Annotated in this window: 16 protein-coding genes; 9 read left to right on the top strand and 7 right to left on the bottom strand. The window is 50.0% G+C overall.

The genetic code is table 11. The features are described 5' to 3' along the window. The first annotated feature begins 36 nt into the window (after window positions 1-36). Window positions 37-1,998, top strand: a complete 1,962-nt coding sequence (locus tag FDW97_RS19110; RefSeq protein WP_110498016.1) for a U32 family peptidase — start codon at window positions 37-39, stop codon at window positions 1,996-1,998. Here FDW97_RS19110 and FDW97_RS19105 read toward each other — a convergent pair. From FDW97_RS19105 to FDW97_RS19090, 4 genes are all read right to left on the bottom strand, one after another. Next, on the bottom strand, window positions 1,995-2,225 hold the full coding sequence (locus FDW97_RS19105) for a DUF2554 family protein (protein WP_038640744.1): 231 nt from the start codon (window positions 2,223-2,225) through the stop codon (window positions 1,995-1,997). The two genes, FDW97_RS19110 and FDW97_RS19105, sit on opposite strands and share 4 nt — an antisense overlap. Window positions 2,226-2,414: 189 nt before the next feature. Beyond that, entirely contained in the window at window positions 2,415-2,540 is a 126-nt protein-coding gene (locus tag FDW97_RS19100; protein ID WP_064507023.1) for a DUF2474 domain-containing protein, read from the bottom strand. Then, complete coding sequence (gene cydB, locus FDW97_RS19095) at window positions 2,540-3,550, bottom strand: cytochrome d ubiquinol oxidase subunit II (protein WP_087856574.1); 1,011 nt, start codon at window positions 3,548-3,550, stop codon at window positions 2,540-2,542. Before cydB ends, FDW97_RS19100 begins: the two co-directional genes overlap by 1 nt. Further along, window positions 3,550-4,953 (bottom strand): cytochrome ubiquinol oxidase subunit I, encoded by a 1,404-nt coding sequence (locus FDW97_RS19090; RefSeq protein WP_085048164.1) that lies wholly within the window; start codon window positions 4,951-4,953, stop codon window positions 3,550-3,552. Before FDW97_RS19090 ends, cydB begins: the two co-directional genes overlap by 1 nt. A 264-nt stretch (window positions 4,954-5,217) precedes the next feature. On the opposite strand from FDW97_RS19090, the gene FDW97_RS19085 reads away from it, so the two are divergent. The 8 genes from FDW97_RS19085 to patD all read left to right on the top strand — a co-directional run bounded on the left by FDW97_RS19085 (window position 5,218) and on the right by patD (window position 13,054). Beyond that, the gene (locus tag FDW97_RS19085; protein WP_137351481.1) at window positions 5,218-5,394 is read left to right on the top strand and encodes a type II toxin-antitoxin system HicA family toxin; all 177 of its coding nucleotides are present in this window, start codon (window positions 5,218-5,220) and stop codon (window positions 5,392-5,394) included. A gap of 46 nt (window positions 5,395-5,440) precedes the next feature. Next, window positions 5,441-5,857, top strand: a complete 417-nt coding sequence (locus tag FDW97_RS19080; protein ID WP_087856629.1) for a type II toxin-antitoxin system HicB family antitoxin — start codon at window positions 5,441-5,443, stop codon at window positions 5,855-5,857. Between the two features lie 92 nt (window positions 5,858-5,949). Next, entirely contained in the window at window positions 5,950-7,359 is a 1,410-nt protein-coding gene (locus FDW97_RS19075; protein ID WP_069324935.1) for a PLP-dependent aminotransferase family protein, read from the top strand. A gap of 329 nt (window positions 7,360-7,688) precedes the next feature. After that, on the top strand, window positions 7,689-8,834 hold the full coding sequence (gene ydcS, locus FDW97_RS19070; RefSeq protein WP_069324934.1) for a putative ABC transporter substrate-binding protein YdcS: 1,146 nt from the start codon (window positions 7,689-7,691) through the stop codon (window positions 8,832-8,834). A 16-nt stretch (window positions 8,835-8,850) separates the two neighbouring features. Next, on the top strand, window positions 8,851-9,867 hold the full coding sequence (locus FDW97_RS19065) for an ABC transporter ATP-binding protein (protein ID WP_121529078.1): 1,017 nt from the start codon (window positions 8,851-8,853) through the stop codon (window positions 9,865-9,867). Continuing rightward, window positions 9,868-10,812 (top strand): ABC transporter permease, encoded by a 945-nt coding sequence (locus tag FDW97_RS19060; protein WP_069324933.1) that lies wholly within the window; start codon window positions 9,868-9,870, stop codon window positions 10,810-10,812. Beyond that, window positions 10,802-11,608: an ABC transporter permease gene (locus FDW97_RS19055; protein ID WP_003020204.1), complete on the top strand. Its 807-nt coding sequence runs from the start codon at window positions 10,802-10,804 to the stop codon at window positions 11,606-11,608. Before FDW97_RS19060 ends, FDW97_RS19055 begins: the two co-directional genes overlap by 11 nt. Window positions 11,609-11,629: 21 nt before the next feature. Next, window positions 11,630-13,054, top strand: coding sequence for an aminobutyraldehyde dehydrogenase (patD, locus tag FDW97_RS19050; RefSeq protein ID WP_085048168.1), 1,425 nt, complete (start codon window positions 11,630-11,632; stop codon window positions 13,052-13,054). A gap of 158 nt (window positions 13,055-13,212) precedes the next feature. Here patD and FDW97_RS19045 read toward each other — a convergent pair whose 3' ends face one another. The 3 genes from FDW97_RS19045 to FDW97_RS19035 are packed head-to-tail and all read right to left on the bottom strand — an operon-like array spanning window position 13,213 to window position 15,991. Continuing rightward, window positions 13,213-14,700, bottom strand: a complete 1,488-nt coding sequence (locus tag FDW97_RS19045; protein ID WP_085048169.1) for a hypothetical protein — start codon at window positions 14,698-14,700, stop codon at window positions 13,213-13,215. Further along, complete coding sequence (locus FDW97_RS19040) at window positions 14,697-15,632, bottom strand: glycosyltransferase family 2 protein (protein WP_085048170.1); 936 nt, start codon at window positions 15,630-15,632, stop codon at window positions 14,697-14,699. The genes FDW97_RS19045 and FDW97_RS19040 overlap by 4 nt, the downstream gene beginning before the upstream one ends. Continuing rightward, window positions 15,629-15,991: a GtrA family protein gene (locus FDW97_RS19035; protein ID WP_085048171.1), complete on the bottom strand. Its 363-nt coding sequence runs from the start codon at window positions 15,989-15,991 to the stop codon at window positions 15,629-15,631. The genes FDW97_RS19040 and FDW97_RS19035 overlap by 4 nt, the downstream gene beginning before the upstream one ends. Window positions 15,992-16,094: the final 103 nt, after the last annotated feature.

Here is a 16,094-nt window from a genome sequence, read left to right as displayed (position 1 = left end):
CCGCCATTTTTACCGCTTGTGGATGGTAACAACTGTATGCGCCAGCAACCTCATCACCTTGAATTGTTAAGCCCGGCTCGGGATACCGCCATTGCGCGCGAAGCCATTCTGCACGGCGCAGACGCCGTTTACATTGGCGGACCGGGATTTGGCGCGCGTCATAACGCCAGCAACAGCCTGAAAGATATCGCCGAACTGGTGCCATTCGCTCATCGCTTCGGGGCGAAAATCTTTGTGACGCTGAATACGATTTTGCACGATGATGAACTGGAGCCCGCACAGCGATTAATTACCGATCTGTACCAGACCGGTGTTGATGCTCTGATTGTGCAGGATATGGGGATTCTGGAGCTGGATATTCCCCCCATTGAGCTGCATGCCAGCACGCAGTGTGATATTCGCAGCGTCGAGAAGGCGAAGTTTCTGTCTGATGTCGGATTTACCCAGATTGTCCTGGCGCGGGAACTGAGCCTTGAGCAAATTAACGCCATCCACCAGGCCACGGACGCGACTATTGAATTTTTCATTCACGGTGCGTTGTGCGTTGCCTATTCAGGTCAGTGTTATATTTCACATGCGCAAACCGGACGTAGCGCTAATCGCGGCGACTGCTCCCAGGCTTGCCGTCTGCCGTATACCCTGAAAGACGATCAGGGGCGCGTGGTGTCCTATGAAAAACACCTGCTGTCGATGAAAGATAACGATCAGACCGCCAACCTGGGCGCGTTGATTGATGCAGGCGTGCGCTCTTTCAAAATCGAAGGGCGCTACAAAGACATGAGCTATGTGAAGAATATTACCGCGCATTATCGTCAGATGCTCGACGCCATCATTGAAGAGCGCGGCGACCTTGCCCGTTCATCAGCCGGACGCACCGAACATTTCTTTACCCCCTCCACGGAAAAAACCTTCCATCGCGGTAGCACCGATTATTTTGTCAATGCGCGTAAGGGCGATATCGGCGCGTTTGACTCGCCAAAATTCATTGGTCTGCCGGTTGGTGAAGTTCTGAAGGTCGCGAAAGATCATCTGGATGTTGAGGTCACCGAGCCGCTGGCGAACGGCGATGGTCTGAACGTATTAATCAAGCGTGAGGTGGTTGGTTTCCGTGCCAATACCGTTGAAAAAACGGGGCACAATCGATATCGGGTGTGGCCGAATGAAATGCCAGCCGATTTGCACAAAGTTCGTGCGCATCATCCGCTGAACCGTAATCTCGATCATAACTGGCAGCAGGCGTTAACCAAAACCTCCAGCGAACGTCGTATCGCGGTTGATATTGAACTGGGCGGCTGGCAGGAGCAGTTGATCCTGACGCTCACCAGTGAAGAGGGGGTGAGCATCACGCATACGCTGGACGGCCACTTTGACGAAGCGAACAATGCGGAAAAAGCGTTAAGCAACCTGCAGGATGGTCTGGCCAAACTTGGACAAACGCTTTATTACGCCCGCGATATTCAGGTTAATCTCCCGGGGGCGCTGTTTGTGCCAAACGGTCAACTCAATCAACTGCGACGTGAAGCTGTCGACATGCTGGATGCGGCGCGTTTGCAAAACTATCAGCGCGGCAGTCGCAAACCAGTGTCACAGCCGGCTCCGGTATATCCACAAACGCATCTGAGCTTCCTGGCAAACGTCTACAACCATAAAGCGCGTGAGTTTTATCACCGCTATGGCGTTCAGTTGATTGATGCGGCCTATGAAGCGCATGAAGAAAAGGGCGATGTGCCGGTGATGATCACCAAACATTGTCTGCGTTTTGCATTTAACCTGTGTCCGAAACAGGCGAAAGGAAACATCAAGAGCTGGAAAGCGACACCGATGCAGTTGGTAAACGGCGATGAAGTTCTGACGCTGAAATTTGATTGCCGACCGTGCGAAATGCATGTAATCGGCAAGATGAAACATCATATTCTGAAAATGCCGTTGCCGGGCAGCATCGTCGCTTCCGTCAGTCCCGAAGAACTGATGAAAACATTGCCAAAGCGTAAACCTTAACCCTGGTGAGTATCGGGTTTGCGTGATTTTTGCCAGTAATGATGTTCGCGAAGATCGGCGGCGGATTCTTCCGCCGTCACGCGCAGTTCATCGCTGTCGGCGGTGTGCCGTAATACGTGATCGGCATCCTGCACCTGAAGATACTCATGTCCCTGATTGGTTGCGAGAAGTTGACCCGAAAAAAGCGCGCTGGCCAGCAATAACACCGTTAACCCTTTCTTAAACATCATGAACCCTCTGGTACGTTAGCAGCGGAAGTGGCGATAATTTCGCCAGGTGACTATTCAATATTTTAATCGGGGAAATGGCAATCTCTGTTTTGCCAATGAGATGTTTTTTGCATTTTTGTTTGGTCAACGTTGGGATTTGTTACAACCGGGTAGCATCGCGCTGCCCGGTTGTTTTCAGGGAGGGTATCAGGACTTAAAGCCAGCAGCCGTCATCAGTAAACGAAAGAACATACCGACGGCGGCCAGGGCCAGCACGCTGCCGCCCCAGAGGATCACCAGCCACATCAGGCGTTTCCAGATTGATTGTTGCATCAATGATACCCCTCACCATGTTGAACTTTGCCGCGGAAAACGTAGTAGCTCCAGAAGGTATACACCAGGATTATCGGGATAATCAGTAGGGCGCCAACCAACATAAAGCCCTGACTTTGCGCAGGCGCTGCCGCCTGCCAGAGCGTAATGGATGGCGGAATGATATGCGGCCATATGCTGATCCCCAGACCGCTGAACCCAAGGAAGATCAATCCCAGCGTCAAAACAAAGGGCAGTGCATGGCTGTGCTGTTGGTCCAGCGAGCGCCACAACCACATGCTGATCAACACCACCAGCAGCGGAACCGGCATCAGGAACCACAGGTTAGGCAGGCTAAACCAGCGCTCGGCAATCGCACTGTGCGCCAGCGGCGTCCATAGGCTGATAATGGCGATAACAACCAGCATCGCCAGCAGCAGTTTTTTGGCCACACGGCGCATTTTATCCTGCAACGGATTTTCGCTTTTCATCACCAGCCATGTGGCCCCCAGCAGGGCGTAAGCTACGACCAGGCCAACACCGCAGAACAGCGTGAACGGGGTCAGCCAGTCGAAAGGGCCGCCGCTGTAGCTGCGTCCGGTGACAGAAAATCCGTTAAGTACTGCACCTACTACGATGCCCTGAGTGAATGTCGCCAGAATTGAACCGCCGAGAAAAGCTTTATCCCAGAATGGTCGATGTGCCGGCGTGGCATTGAAGCGAAACTCAAAAGCGACGCCGCGAAAAATCAGGCCGAGCAGCATCAGGGTGAGTGGGATCGTCAGCGCATCGACAATCACCGCATAGGCCAGGGGGAAAGCGCCGAATAGTCCGGCTCCGCCCAGTACCAGCCACGTTTCATTGCCGTCCCACACGGGGGCGACGCTATTCACCATCACATCACGGTCATCCGCATCCTGAATAGCAGGAAATAAAATGCCGATACCGAGATCGAAACCGTCCATCACGATATACATCAACGTGGCGAACACGATAATGACAAACCAGATAACTGATAAATCGATACCCATTAGCGGTGAGCCTCCGGTTGAGAATCGAGAACTGCAGCAGAAAGCGGTCGTGCAGGCGTGCCGGATGGCGGCGTTGACGGTTCATGTTCCTGTGGCCCTTTACGGATCAGGCGGATCATGTAGCTGTAACCGACGCCAAATACGGAGCTGTACACCACAAAGAATGACAGCAAGCTGATGCTCATATGTAAATCGCCATGCGCGGAAACGGCATCCGCGGTACGTTGCAGACCGTAGACCACCCACGGTTGACGGCCAACTTCAGTGGTTACCCAGCCAGCCAGAATGGCAATCAGACCGGAGGGCCCCATCCATAATGCAAAACGCAGGAAAGGACGTGAGGTGTATAGCCGCTGCTTGTAACGTAGCCGCAGGGCGATCGCGCCCAGCAGGATCATCAGCATGCCTAGCCCTGCCATAATGCGAAACGACCAGAACACCATGGTTGAATTGGGCCGGTCTTCTTTAGGAAACTCTTTCAGGGCCGGGACTTGTTTATCCAGACTGTGGGTCAGGATCAGACTGCCCAGCGCCGGGATTTCCAGTCCATAGCGGGTACGCTCCTGTTCCATATCCGGCCAGCCGAACAGCAATAGCGGAGTGGGTTCACCGGGCGGATTTTCCCAGTGTCCTTCAATCGCCGCAATTTTTGCCGGCTGGTGTTTCAGCGTATTCAAACCGTGCATATCACCAATCAATGCCTGGAGCGGGGCGACGATTAATGTCATCCACAGCGCCATCGAAAACATAGCGCGAATAGCTGGCGTATTATTTCCGCGCAGCAAATGCCACGCCGCAGAAGCGGCGACAAATAACGCGCTGCTGAGGAAGGCGGCAACGGACATATGCAGCAAACGATAAGGGAATGAAGGATTGAAAATAACGGCGAACCAGTCGACGGGAACAACCTGACCATTAACGATTTCATAGCCTTGCGGCGTCTGCATCCAGCTGTTGGAGGCGAGGATCCAGAAGGTAGAAATAATGGTACCCAACGCAACCATACAGGTCGCGAAGAAGTGCAGGCCTGGCCCCACGCGATTCCAGCCGAACAGCATTACGCCCAGGAAACCCGCTTCGAGGAAAAAGGCGGTTAATACTTCATAGGTCAGCAGCGGTCCGGTGATGCTCCCGGCGAACTCGGAAAAACCACTCCAGTTGGTGCCGAATTGATAGGCCATCACCAGCCCGGAAACCACGCCCATACCAAAGTTTACGGCGAATATTTTCGACCAGAAATGATATAGCGAGCGCCAGGTGGGATTTTTCGTTTTTAGCCACAGCCCTTCGAGCACTGCCAGATAACTGGCGAGGCCGATGGTAATGGCCGGAAAGATAATGTGGAAGGATACCGTAAACGCGAACTGGATCCTCGCCAGGTGAAACGCGTCAAGACCGAACATGCTTAACTCCGCAGGTAAAATTGATTTGGCGCAATTCTAAGCCTGGGAAGCAATGGAGGGCAGAAACAGAACAGTTCTTTTTAACCATAACAGTTGTCGCTCTGTTATAGGTTGGCCTGGCTGATATGAAATCTGGAAGCTGGATTCCTGTTATTAAATAGCGTCCTCCCCACGCTAGTGATTTTGCGTTATTAATAGCAACACAATCAAAAAAGTAAGCATAAATGTTTACTTTGTGTATATAATAGACGACAGGGAGGCGCAGTGAAGCAAAGTGAGTTCAGACGCTGGCTTGAATCTCAGGGAGTTAAAGTTACAAACGGCTCAAATCATCTGAAGTTGAGGTATCAGGCAAGGCGTAGCGTTATGCCCAGGCATCCTGGTGATGAGATAAAAGAGGCCCTGCGAAAAGCGATCCAAAAGCAGCCTGGCTTACAGTAATCATCATCTCTATAAGGCTGACTATATGAGAAATTTTGAGAAAATTATGCGTTATCCCGTTAATCTAATACCCGCCGTGGAAGGTGGGTTCATGGTGTCTTTTCCGGATATTCCTGAAGCATTGACTCAGGGAGAAACTCGCCATGATGCTTTGCAGGCTGCGCAGGCCGCATTGGTCACCGCTTTTGAATTCTATTTCGACGATAACGAACCGATTCCTTTGCCTTCAGCGGTTGTCGCTGGCGCTGACTATGTGGAAATACCACTGAGCGTTGCGTCTAAGGTTCTGTTGTTAAATGCCTTCCTTGAATCGAATATTACCCAGCAGGAGTTGGCAAACAGGATCGGCAGGCCTAAGCAGGAAATCACCCGTTTATTCGATTTAAAGCACGCGACAAAAATTGATGCTGTGCAGATAGCTGCCCGCGCTTTAGGAAAAGAACTGTCGGTAACGATGTTGTAAAACTGTTAACTATAACAGTTATAAAAAATATCTTGATTATGTAAACTGATATATATAGTGGTTGTCACCAACACCGGTAATCAGGACGAAAGATGAAAAAGTACCAGCGACTGGCAGAGCAAATTCGCGATCAAATCGCGTCTGGCGTATGGCAACCCGGCGATCGTCTGCCTTCATTGCGTGAGCAGGTGGTCAGTAGCGGGATGAGTTTTATGACCGTTGGCCACGCATATCAGTTGCTGGAAAGCCAGGGGCGGATTATTGCCCGGCCCCAGTCGGGTTATTATGTTGCCGCGCGCCCTGAACGTCATTCTGCAGCACCTCAGGTGCAGGTGATGCGCGACGAAGCGGTGGATATCAACACCTACATTTTTGATATGCTGCAGGCCAGCCGGGATGCGTCAGTAATGCCATTTGCCTCTGCATTCCCTGACCCGCGTCTGTTTCCCCTTCAGCAGTTAAACCGCTCGCTGGCGCAGGTGAGTAAAACGGCCACGGCTATGAGCGTGATTGAAAACCTGCCGCCGGGGAATCATGAATTGCGCCATGCCATTGCCCGTCGCTATGCCCAACAGGGAATGACCATTTCACCTGACGAAATTGTGATCACCACCGGTGCGCTTGAAGCTCTCAACCTGAGTCTGCAGGCGGTCACTGAACCGGGGGACTGGGTGATTGTCGAAAACCCCTGTTTTTATGGCGCATTGCAGGCACTGGAGCGATTACGTCTGAAGGCGCTGTCTGTTGCCACTGATGTCAAAGAGGGGATCGATCTGGCCGCGCTGGAGCAGGCGTTGCAGGAGTATCCGGTAAAAGCGTGCTGGTTGATGACCAACAGCCAAAATCCGCTGGGGTTTACGCTCAGCGCAGAGAAAAAAGCGCATCTGGTTGCATTACTGGAGAAATATCATGTGATGCTGATTGAAGATGATGTTTATAGCGAACTTTACTTTGGCCGGGAAAAACCGCTCCCCGCTAAAGCCTGGGATCGCAGCGATAGCGTTCTGCATTGTTCATCATTTTCAAAATGCCTGGTGCCCGGATTTCGCATTGGCTGGGTGGCGGCAGGGAAACATGCCCGGCGCATTCAACGACTCCAGCTAATGAGCACCTTATCCACCAGTTCTCCCATGCAGCTTGCACTCGTCGACTATCTGTCAACACGACGCTATGACGCGCATTTGCGTCGTTTACGCCGTCAGCTTGCGGAACGCAAACAGCAGGCCTGGCAAACGCTACTGCGCCATCTTCCGGCGGAGGTCAAAATTCACCACAACGACAGCGGCTATTTTCTGTGGCTCGAACTGCCGGAACCGCTGGATGCGGGAGAGCTCAGTACGCAAGCGCTGGCGCACCACATCAGCATTGCGCCGGGAAAAATGTTCTCAACCTCGGGGAGCTGGACACGTTTCTTTCGCTTTAATACCGCATGGCATTGGGGAGAACGCGAGGAACTGGCGGTGAAACAGCTTGGAAAATTAATTCGCGACATGATGAAATAAAATGTAACGCGCTATTCAATATAAAAGAATAGTGCGTTCTTATTTTCGAAATAGAGAATACCGAACTCTGATGTTATTTATATCGGGTGCTACCATACAAAAAATCAATAGTTCTAACTATTGCCACCTCTGCACCTAACTCCTTGTCTATATTCCAGAAGATTAAAACACCCAGTCTGAATCAGTAGCGTAATGAGCGTTAGCTCACAACCTGATTAAATTTCCTTGCGCCAGCAGGAACGCTTAGCACACCCCGACTATTTTTAGGAAAGGACATATATTTACGGCAAGGCTGCCGCTCAATATTTTTTAGACAGGAGTAAGATGTTATGAGCAAGCAATTTGCCCTCAGTAGCCTGTGTGCGCTCAGTATGACGCTGATGACTGCACAGGCAGCCGAACCCCCGACATCATTAGATAAACCAGAAGGCCGCCTGGATATTATTGCCTGGCCGGGTTATATCGAACGCGGACAAACCGATAAACAATATGACTGGGTCTCGCAGTTTGAGAAAGATACCGGCTGCGCGGTCAATGTGAAAACGGCGGCCACATCGGATGAGATGGTCAGCCTGATGGCAAAAGGCGGCTACGACCTGGTGACCGCGTCCGGTGACGCTTCACTGCGTCTGATTATGGGTAAACGCGTGCAGCCGATTAACACCGCGCTGATCCCAAACTGGAAAACTATCGATCCACGCGTGGTGAAAGGCGAGTGGTTTAACGTTGGCGGAAAAGTATATGGCACCCCGTATCAGTGGGGACCAAACTTGCTGATGTATAACACCAAAACCTTCCCAACGCCGCCGGATAGCTGGAACGTGGTGTTTGTTGAGCAAAAACTCGAGGATGGAAAAAGCAATAAAGGACGTGTGCAGGCCTATGATGGTCCGATCTATATTGCCGATGCCGCGTTATTCGTTAAAGCCACCCAGCCGCAATTAGGCATCACCGATCCCTACCAACTCACCGAACAACAGTACCAGGCGGTTATCAAAGTCCTGAGCGATCAACATGCGCTAATTCATCGTTATTGGCACGATACCACTGTGCAAATGAGTGACTTCAAAAACGAAGGCGTGGTGGCATCCAGCGCCTGGCCTTATCAGGCTAACGCCCTGAAAGCCGAAGGGCAGCCTGTTGCCACGGTTTTCCCAAAAGAAGGGGTTACCGGCTGGGCTGACACCACCATGCTGCACAGTGCAGCGAAACACCCGGTGTGTGCTTACAAATGGATGAACTGGTCATTAACCCCGAAAGTACAGGGCGACGTAGCGGCCTGGTTTGGTTCTCTGCCAGTGGTGCCTGAAGGATGTAAAGCCAGCCCGCTGCTGGGTGAAAAGGGCTGTGAAACCAACGGTTATAGCTACTTTGACAAAATCGCTTTCTGGAAAACGCCAATTGCGGAAGGCGGCAAATTCGTTCCTTACAGTCGCTGGACGCAGGATTACATCGCCATTATGGGCGGTCGTTAATTCCGCTGGGGGTTTTATGACGTACGCAGTAGAGTTTCATAACGTCTCGCGTCTGTACGGGGATGTTCGTGCAGTTGATGGCGTGAGTATTGCGATTAACGACGGGGAGTTTTTCTCAATGCTGGGGCCATCCGGCTCCGGCAAGACCACCTGTCTGCGCCTGATTGCCGGGTTCGAGCAGCTTTCAGGCGGCGCAATCACCATTTTTGGAAAACAGGCCAGCGAATTGCCCCCTTGGGAGCGGGACGTCAATACGGTATTTCAGGACTACGCGCTATTCCCACATATGTCGATCCTCGACAACGTCGCTTACGGGCTGATGGTCAAAGGGATTGATAAAAAACAGCGTCACGCCAAAGCCCGTGAGGCGCTTGATAAAGTTGCACTCGGTTTTGTTCATGAGCGCAAACCGTCACAGCTTTCCGGCGGACAACGTCAGCGCGTGGCGATTGCCAGGGCGCTGGTCAATGAACCGCGCGTTCTGCTGTTGGATGAGCCGCTCGGGGCGTTGGATCTTAAGTTGCGCGAACAGATGCAATTAGAGCTGAAGAAGTTACAGCAATCTCTCGGTATCACCTTCATTTTTGTCACTCACGATCAGGGCGAAGCGCTGTCGATGTCTGACCGTGTGGCGGTGTTTAATAACGGTCGTATCGAACAGGTGGATTCTCCGCGTGAACTGTACATGCGTCCACGGACACCGTTTGTGGCGAGCTTCGTCGGGACGTCCAATGTCTTTGATGCCACGATGTCAGCGAACGTTTGCGGGCTACAGGGAATGTTTTCCCTGCGTCCGGAACACATTCGGTTGAATGATGCCGGGGGAGACGTCCAGGCTCCGGGAGTCATCCAGGCGGTGCAGTACCAGGGCGCGGCGACACGGTTTGAACTGAAACTGGCTGGCGGTGAAAAATTACTGGTGAGCCAGGCGAACCTGACGGGAGAAATGCTGCCGTCAACGCTGTCGCCGGGTCAGCAGGTGATGGCATCGTGGTCACGCGACGTGATGGTGCCGTTGGTTGAGGAGAGGTGAATGGCTATGAACGTCTTACATTCGCCATCGCAACCGACAAATCTGAACAAGATTTCCGGTTTTTTCTGGCGTAATCCGGGGCTGGGGCTGTTTTTACTGCTTCTCGGGCCGCTGATGTGGTTTGGCATCGTCTACTTTGGCTCACTGCTGACGCTGTTGTGGCAAGGTTTTTATACCTTCGACGATTTCACCATGTCGGTCACGCCGGACCTGACGCTGGCGAATCTGCAGGCGCTGTTTAATCCCGCCAACTACGACATCATTTTGCGTACCCTGACGATGGCGATAGCGGTCACCATTGCCAGCGCGATTCTGGCGTTTCCGATGGCGTGGTATATGGCGCGCTATACCAGCGGCAAAATGAAAGCCTTTTTTTACATTGCGGTGATGCTGCCGATGTGGGCCAGTTACATTGTTAAAGCCTACGCGTGGACGTTACTGTTGGCGAAAGACGGTGTGGCGCAGTGGTTTTTAACCCATCTTGGGCTGGAGCCGCTGCTGCTTTCGTTCCTGACGCTACCTGCTGTCGGCGGCAATACGTTGTCGACCTCAGGGTTAGGGCGCTTTCTGGTGTTCGTTTACATCTGGTTGCCGTTTATGATCCTCCCGGTACAGGCCGCTTTGGAGAGGCTTCCGCCGTCACTGTTACAGGCTTCCGCTGATTTGGGCGCGCGCCCGCGTCAAACCTTCCGCTATGTGGTTCTTCCGCTGGCAATACCCGGTATCGCGGCGGGATCTATCTTTACTTTCTCTCTGACGTTGGGCGATTTTATCGTGCCGCAACTGGTGGGACCGCCGGGGTATTTCATCGGCAACATGGTGTATTCGCAACAAGGGGCGATCGGCAATATGCCGATGGCGGCGGCATTTACTCTGGTGCCGATTGTGTTAATCGCACTGTATCTGGCGTTCGTGAAGCGTCTGGGAGCTTTCGATGCACTCTGAACGCGCACCCTGGTTACTCAAACTGGCGGCATGGGGCGGGGTTATTTTCCTGCACTTTCCCATCCTCATCATCGCCACCTATGCTTTTAATACTGAGGAGGCTGCTTTTAGTTTTCCACCGCAGGGGTTGACGCTGAAGTGGTTTAGCGTTGCGGCGCAGCGTAGCGATATCCTGGAGTCTGTGACGTTGTCACTTAAAATCGCTGCATTGTCGACGGCTATTGCTCTCGTTCTGGGGACGCTGGCCGCTGCCGCGCTGTGGCGCAGGGACTTTTTTGGCAAGAGTGCAATATCGCTGTTGCTGCTGTTGCCAATCGCGTTACCGGGGATCATCACCGGTCTGGCGCTGTTGACGGCGTTTAAAACCATCAACCTGGAACCGGGTTTTCTCACGATCGTGGTGGGGCATGCGACGTTTTGCGTGGTGGTGGTGTTTAACAACGTTGTGGCGCGTTTTCGCCGTACCTCATGGAGTCTGGTTGAAGCGTCTATGGATCTTGGCGCCAACGGCTGGCAAACCTTTCGTTACGTGGTGCTGCCGAACCTGGCATCAGCACTGCTGGCGGGCGGAATGCTGGCGTTTGCCTTGTCATTTGATGAAATCATCGTGACAACGTTCACCGCCGGACATGAAAGAACACTTCCTTTGTGGCTGCTCAATCAACTGGGTCGTCCACGGGATGTGCCTGTCACCAACGTTGTGGCATTGCTGGTAATGCTGGTGACTACACTGCCAATTTTAGGGGCCTGGTGGCTAACGCGTGAAGGCGACACTCTCGCCGGAAACGGTAAATAAACGACGATATGGGAAATTGCTATGCAACATCAATTACTGATTAATGGCGAGCTGGTCAACGGTGAAGGTGAAAAGCAGCCAGTCTATAACCCTGCAACTGGTGAATGCATTCTGGAGATTGCCGAGGCCTCAGCCACGCAGGTTGATGCCGCGGTCCGTGCGGCCGACAGTGCCTTTGCCAGTTGGGGACAAACCACACCGAAAGTACGTTCCGAGTTACTGCTGAAACTGGCGGATGCTATCGCGGATAACGCGCAAACCTTCGCTGAGCTGGAATCGCTCAACTGCGGTAAGCCGCTGCACTGTGTGCTCAACGATGAAATTCCGGCCATCGTCGATGTTTTCCGCTTCTTCGCCGGGGCGGCCCGCACCCTGCAAGGACAGGCCGCCGGAGAGTATCTGGAAGGGCATACGTCAATGATTCGCCGGGATCCGCTGGGCGTGGTCGCCTCTATTGCCCCGTGGAACTATCCGCTGATGATGGCGGCGTGGAAACTGGCTCCGGCGCTGGCGGCGGGGAACTGCGTGGTGATTAAACCGTCGGAAATTACCCCATTGACGGCGCTTAAACTGGCCGAGTTTGCCAAAGATATTTATCCGGCAGGCGTTGTCAACGTGCTGTTTGGCCGTGGAAAAACCGTGGGCGATCCGCTGACCGGACATGAAAAGGTCCGCATGGTTTCATTGACCGGCTCTATTGCCACCGGCGAACACATTATCCAGCATACCGCGTCTTCAATTAAGCGCACACATATGGAACTGGGCGGCAAAGCCCCGGTCATCATTTTTGATGATGCGGATCTGGATGCGGTAGTGAGCGGCGTGCGAACCTTTGGTTATTACAACGCCGGACAAGACTGTACCGCCGCTTGTCGAATCTATGCCCAGAAAGGCATTTATGACGCGTTGGTTGAGAAACTTGGCGCGGCGGTTGCCAGCCTGAAAATTGGCGCGCCGAACGACGAATCGACGGAGCTGGGACCGGTAAGTTCGCAGGCACATCTTGATCGCGTGGCCAAAGCGGTCGATGAGGCCAAAGCCCTGGGGCATATCAAGGTTATCACCGGTGGTAAAAAAGTGGACGGCGCAGGCTACTACTTTGCCCCAACGCTGCTGGCCGGGGCGAAGCAAGAAGATGCCATCGTGCAGCGGGAAGTTTTTGGCCCGGTGGTCAGCGTGACCGTATTTGATGATGAAGACCAGGTACTGGCGTGGGCGAATGATTCGAAATACGGACTGGCATCTTCTGTCTGGACCCGGGACGTCGGCCGCGCGCATCGGTTCAGTGCTCGTCTGCAATATGGTTGCACCTGGGTCAATACCCACTTCACGCTGGTCAGCGAGATGCCGCACGGTGGGCAAAAACAGTCTGGTTATGGCAAAGATATGTCGGTGTACGGGCTCGAGGATTACACGATTGTTCGCCATGTCATGATCAAGCACTAACACTCTGTTAAGTTGCCGCGATAGATGTGAATATATCGTGGCAACTTTTTTTGTTAGGAGACTGTAGGGTACTATTTAATCATTATGTCCATCATTTATTATAATTGAACTAGTTCTTAAGTTATTCGTCAAAGGGGTGGATATCACCCCAAATGATATTAATTTAATGGTACTGACATTTTTTTATTAAGTGAAGGGTCTGGCTTAACCTCAATGTAAATATCATTTTTTATTAAGTCATGTTTTTTCAAAGCCTTGCTAATAAACGGGCCTTCATACAATGGGAATGGCCAGTTATCATTGTCATCTCCTTTGGGAACAGCCAAAATAAGATTTTTTTGATTGTTTTTTTCTGCTTCAACAACTTTGTCTATAATGTATTGACTTACTGTAATCCCTTCTTTGTAATTTAAGTTAAGATTGATGGACTCTTGAAGGGTTGAATCCTTAGTAACATTAAAATATACCATCAAGCAAACTACAATAGTGAGAAATAAGTTAGTTCCTTTACTTGTTTTTCTTGATAGAAAATCAATAGAAATTAGCACGCAAACCAAGCAAAAAAGAAATATCCCCCACATTACTACTGGTCTTGCGGCATAATAACTACCAGCCCTTGAGCACAGAAGAATTAATGCAACCAAAGTAAGTATGCCAGATAGAAAACATATAAAGAATGTTTTTGCATTATTTTTATTGGTGCTATTTATGCATATATATGTAGATATTGCCAGCCCAGCCAAAATCAAAAAAGATCCGCTGTAAATGAAAATTGGTTGCACTTGTGATAAAAGATCATTAAAAATCTTTACAGAACCTTCAATGTCAAGAGAACCAGTCCCAAGACTGCTTGCCCTTCCACCATTTGCTTCAAATACGACAGCGATAAGCCATATTAAAATTATTAATATATGCAGTGGACATTTTTGGATTGTTTTTTTTATAGAAAAACTGTTTTCGATGAAAGCGAATAACAATAAGACCCCACATGTGACCGCTATAATAACGTTAGCAAATAAACTTGAGAAGATAGCGATATATGAAATTAAAAATATTATTAAACAAAATGCAAAACCATTTTTTTTAAAATCGACAATTGAAAGCATGTCTTTTTTTCTTATAATGTAGATTGCTAATATTGAGTTAATAAGAGCGGGTGCTATGTAATGATAAAAACATGTTATATTAACTTCCCATAGCATATATAAACTCTTATGATTTCCCGCCTCATTGAACAAGAAAAAAATCAGAGAATATGCAAGGATAGTTAAGATAAAAGCTCGATAAAAATTAGCTTTCAACCCGATTTTAAGTAGCAAAAGTAACTGATGACAAAAGAATGTTAGCAATAAAGAAATGAAAATTGCTGTAATGATGGAAAACGATTCAAGAAACCCAAAACCAAGTGGCATAATCAACGTTGTTGATAACGTGGCGAACAAAGGATACCCAACCTCAGGCATTACCTTTATCGGATTTGCTATACCCCATTGAGGATAAAGTCCTCTGGAGACAGTTAGATTACCCCAGTCATCACCAGATATAATGACCGTAGGGTGTAAATGCAGAAAGAAAAAAAGTGACATTGCTGTAAGAAGCAATAGCAAAATGGGTGTTAATTTTCTGCTATTTTTTTCAGTAATCATTTCCAAGTACCTTTATAGTTAGTTTTTTTTATTATATATTTTGGCCTGTGCTTAGTTTCAATATAAATACGACCTATATATTCGCCAAGCACTCCAATTCCGATTAATTGCACCCCACCAAGGAAAAGTATTGAGACAAGGAGGGATGGGTAGCCACGTACAGAATTTCCGAAAGCGAGCGTATCTATAATCATCCATGCTCCATATAGAAACGCGATTCCTGCTACGAAAAGACCGATATAGGTCCACACACGTAAAGGGAATGTCGAAAAGCTGGTTATACCTTCCAGAGCCAGGTTCCAAAGCTTCCAGCCGTTAAATTTTGAACTTCCAGCGATGCGAGAAGCGCGGGCATACTCAACGACATCTGTTTTACCGCCTACCCAGCTTAGAACTCCCTTCATGAACAGATTACGCTCCGGCATTAACTTAATGTTATCGACGACTTCACGAGACATTAGTCGAAAATCGCCAACATTCTCTTCAATTTGCGGATTGCTAATTTTATTGTGTAATTTATAGAACCACTCAGCTGATTTTCGCTTAAGCCTGCTGTCTGATGAACGGTCGGATCGCTTTGCAAGGACCATATCTGCGCCAGCCTGCCATTTTTCAATCAACTCTGGAATAACGTCAATCGGGTCCTGAAGGTCAACATCTATAGGAATGACAGCATCGCCGGTGGAATAGTCAAGACCAGCAAACAGAGCGGACTCTTTCCCGAAGTTACGAGTGAACGATAATGGAATGACAAGTGGATCGGCCACAGAAAGCGCATAAATTATGGACTCTGTAGCATCTTTACTGCCGTCGTTAATAAAGACGATTTCGACATCATACTGCTTTAGCGAGTCAACTTCCCGTACCGCTTTATAAAAAATCGGGATTGCGTCTTCTTCATTAAAGACCGGAACGACCAGTGAAATCTTCATTTCGCATCCCTAAAGACAATGAATTTTGAGTATATAAAACCAGCAATCAGACTGAAGGCAGAGAATGCAACAAGGGTCACAACAGCTGGTGCGCCAAGAGCATCGGCTATATGGCCTGTCAGTGCTGCCATAAATCCCATAAATAATACGAACGCAATATAGCGTCCTGATGTTGCATGAGATTTAAAGGTCCATTTTGCGTTGACGAAGAAACTGAACGTAACCGCAACACAGAATGCAACTACGTTAGAGACGGCCTGGCTTGCCCCGAAAAAGTGAAGCAGCACACCAAAAACGAGCCAATGTAGTGCCGTATTGATTACACCAACTGAAACATATCGACTAAATAACTTTAACATTATAGAAATCGGTAAATTCTGAAAGGTCAGGAGTTTAGCATTTACCGATAGTTAGATCGACCCTCAATAACTATTTATACCGGTGATCATTGAAGATGCTGGA

Source organism: Citrobacter sp. wls708 (genome assembly GCF_005281255.1).
Classification (GTDB): Bacteria; Pseudomonadota; Gammaproteobacteria; order Enterobacterales; family Enterobacteriaceae; genus Citrobacter; species Citrobacter werkmanii.
This window is presented reverse-complemented; position numbering and strand designations above follow the sequence as displayed.

What these genes read in the sequence shown, in the direction of transcription:
- FDW97_RS19110 (WP_110498016.1), top strand. Translation starts at nt 37, where the DNA reads ATGCGCCAGCAACCTCATCACCTTGAATTGTTAAGCCCGGCTCGGGAT.
- FDW97_RS19105 (WP_038640744.1), bottom strand. Translation starts at nt 2,225, where the DNA reads ATGTTTAAGAAAGGGTTAACGGTGTTATTGCTGGCCAGCGCGCTTTTT.
- FDW97_RS19100 (WP_064507023.1), bottom strand. Translation starts at nt 2,540, where the DNA reads ATGCAACAATCAATCTGGAAACGCCTGATGTGGCTGGTGATCCTCTGG.
- cydB (WP_087856574.1), bottom strand. Translation starts at nt 3,550, where the DNA reads ATGGGTATCGATTTATCAGTTATCTGGTTTGTCATTATCGTGTTCGCC.
- FDW97_RS19090 (WP_085048164.1), bottom strand. Translation starts at nt 4,953, where the DNA reads ATGTTCGGTCTTGACGCGTTTCACCTGGCGAGGATCCAGTTCGCGTTT.
- FDW97_RS19080 (WP_087856629.1), top strand. Translation starts at nt 5,441, where the DNA reads ATGCGTTATCCCGTTAATCTAATACCCGCCGTGGAAGGTGGGTTCATG.
- FDW97_RS19075 (WP_069324935.1), top strand. Translation starts at nt 5,950, where the DNA reads ATGAAAAAGTACCAGCGACTGGCAGAGCAAATTCGCGATCAAATCGCG.
- ydcS (WP_069324934.1), top strand. Translation starts at nt 7,689, where the DNA reads ATGAGCAAGCAATTTGCCCTCAGTAGCCTGTGTGCGCTCAGTATGACG.
- FDW97_RS19065 (WP_121529078.1), top strand. Translation starts at nt 8,851, where the DNA reads ATGACGTACGCAGTAGAGTTTCATAACGTCTCGCGTCTGTACGGGGAT.
- FDW97_RS19060 (WP_069324933.1), top strand. Translation starts at nt 9,868, where the DNA reads ATGGCTATGAACGTCTTACATTCGCCATCGCAACCGACAAATCTGAAC.
- FDW97_RS19055 (WP_003020204.1), top strand. Translation starts at nt 10,802, where the DNA reads ATGCACTCTGAACGCGCACCCTGGTTACTCAAACTGGCGGCATGGGGC.
- patD (WP_085048168.1), top strand. Translation starts at nt 11,630, where the DNA reads ATGCAACATCAATTACTGATTAATGGCGAGCTGGTCAACGGTGAAGGT.
- FDW97_RS19045 (WP_085048169.1), bottom strand. Translation starts at nt 14,700, where the DNA reads ATGATTACTGAAAAAAATAGCAGAAAATTAACACCCATTTTGCTATTG.
- FDW97_RS19040 (WP_085048170.1), bottom strand. Translation starts at nt 15,632, where the DNA reads ATGAAGATTTCACTGGTCGTTCCGGTCTTTAATGAAGAAGACGCAATC.
- FDW97_RS19035 (WP_085048171.1), bottom strand. Translation starts at nt 15,991, where the DNA reads ATGTTAAAGTTATTTAGTCGATATGTTTCAGTTGGTGTAATCAATACG.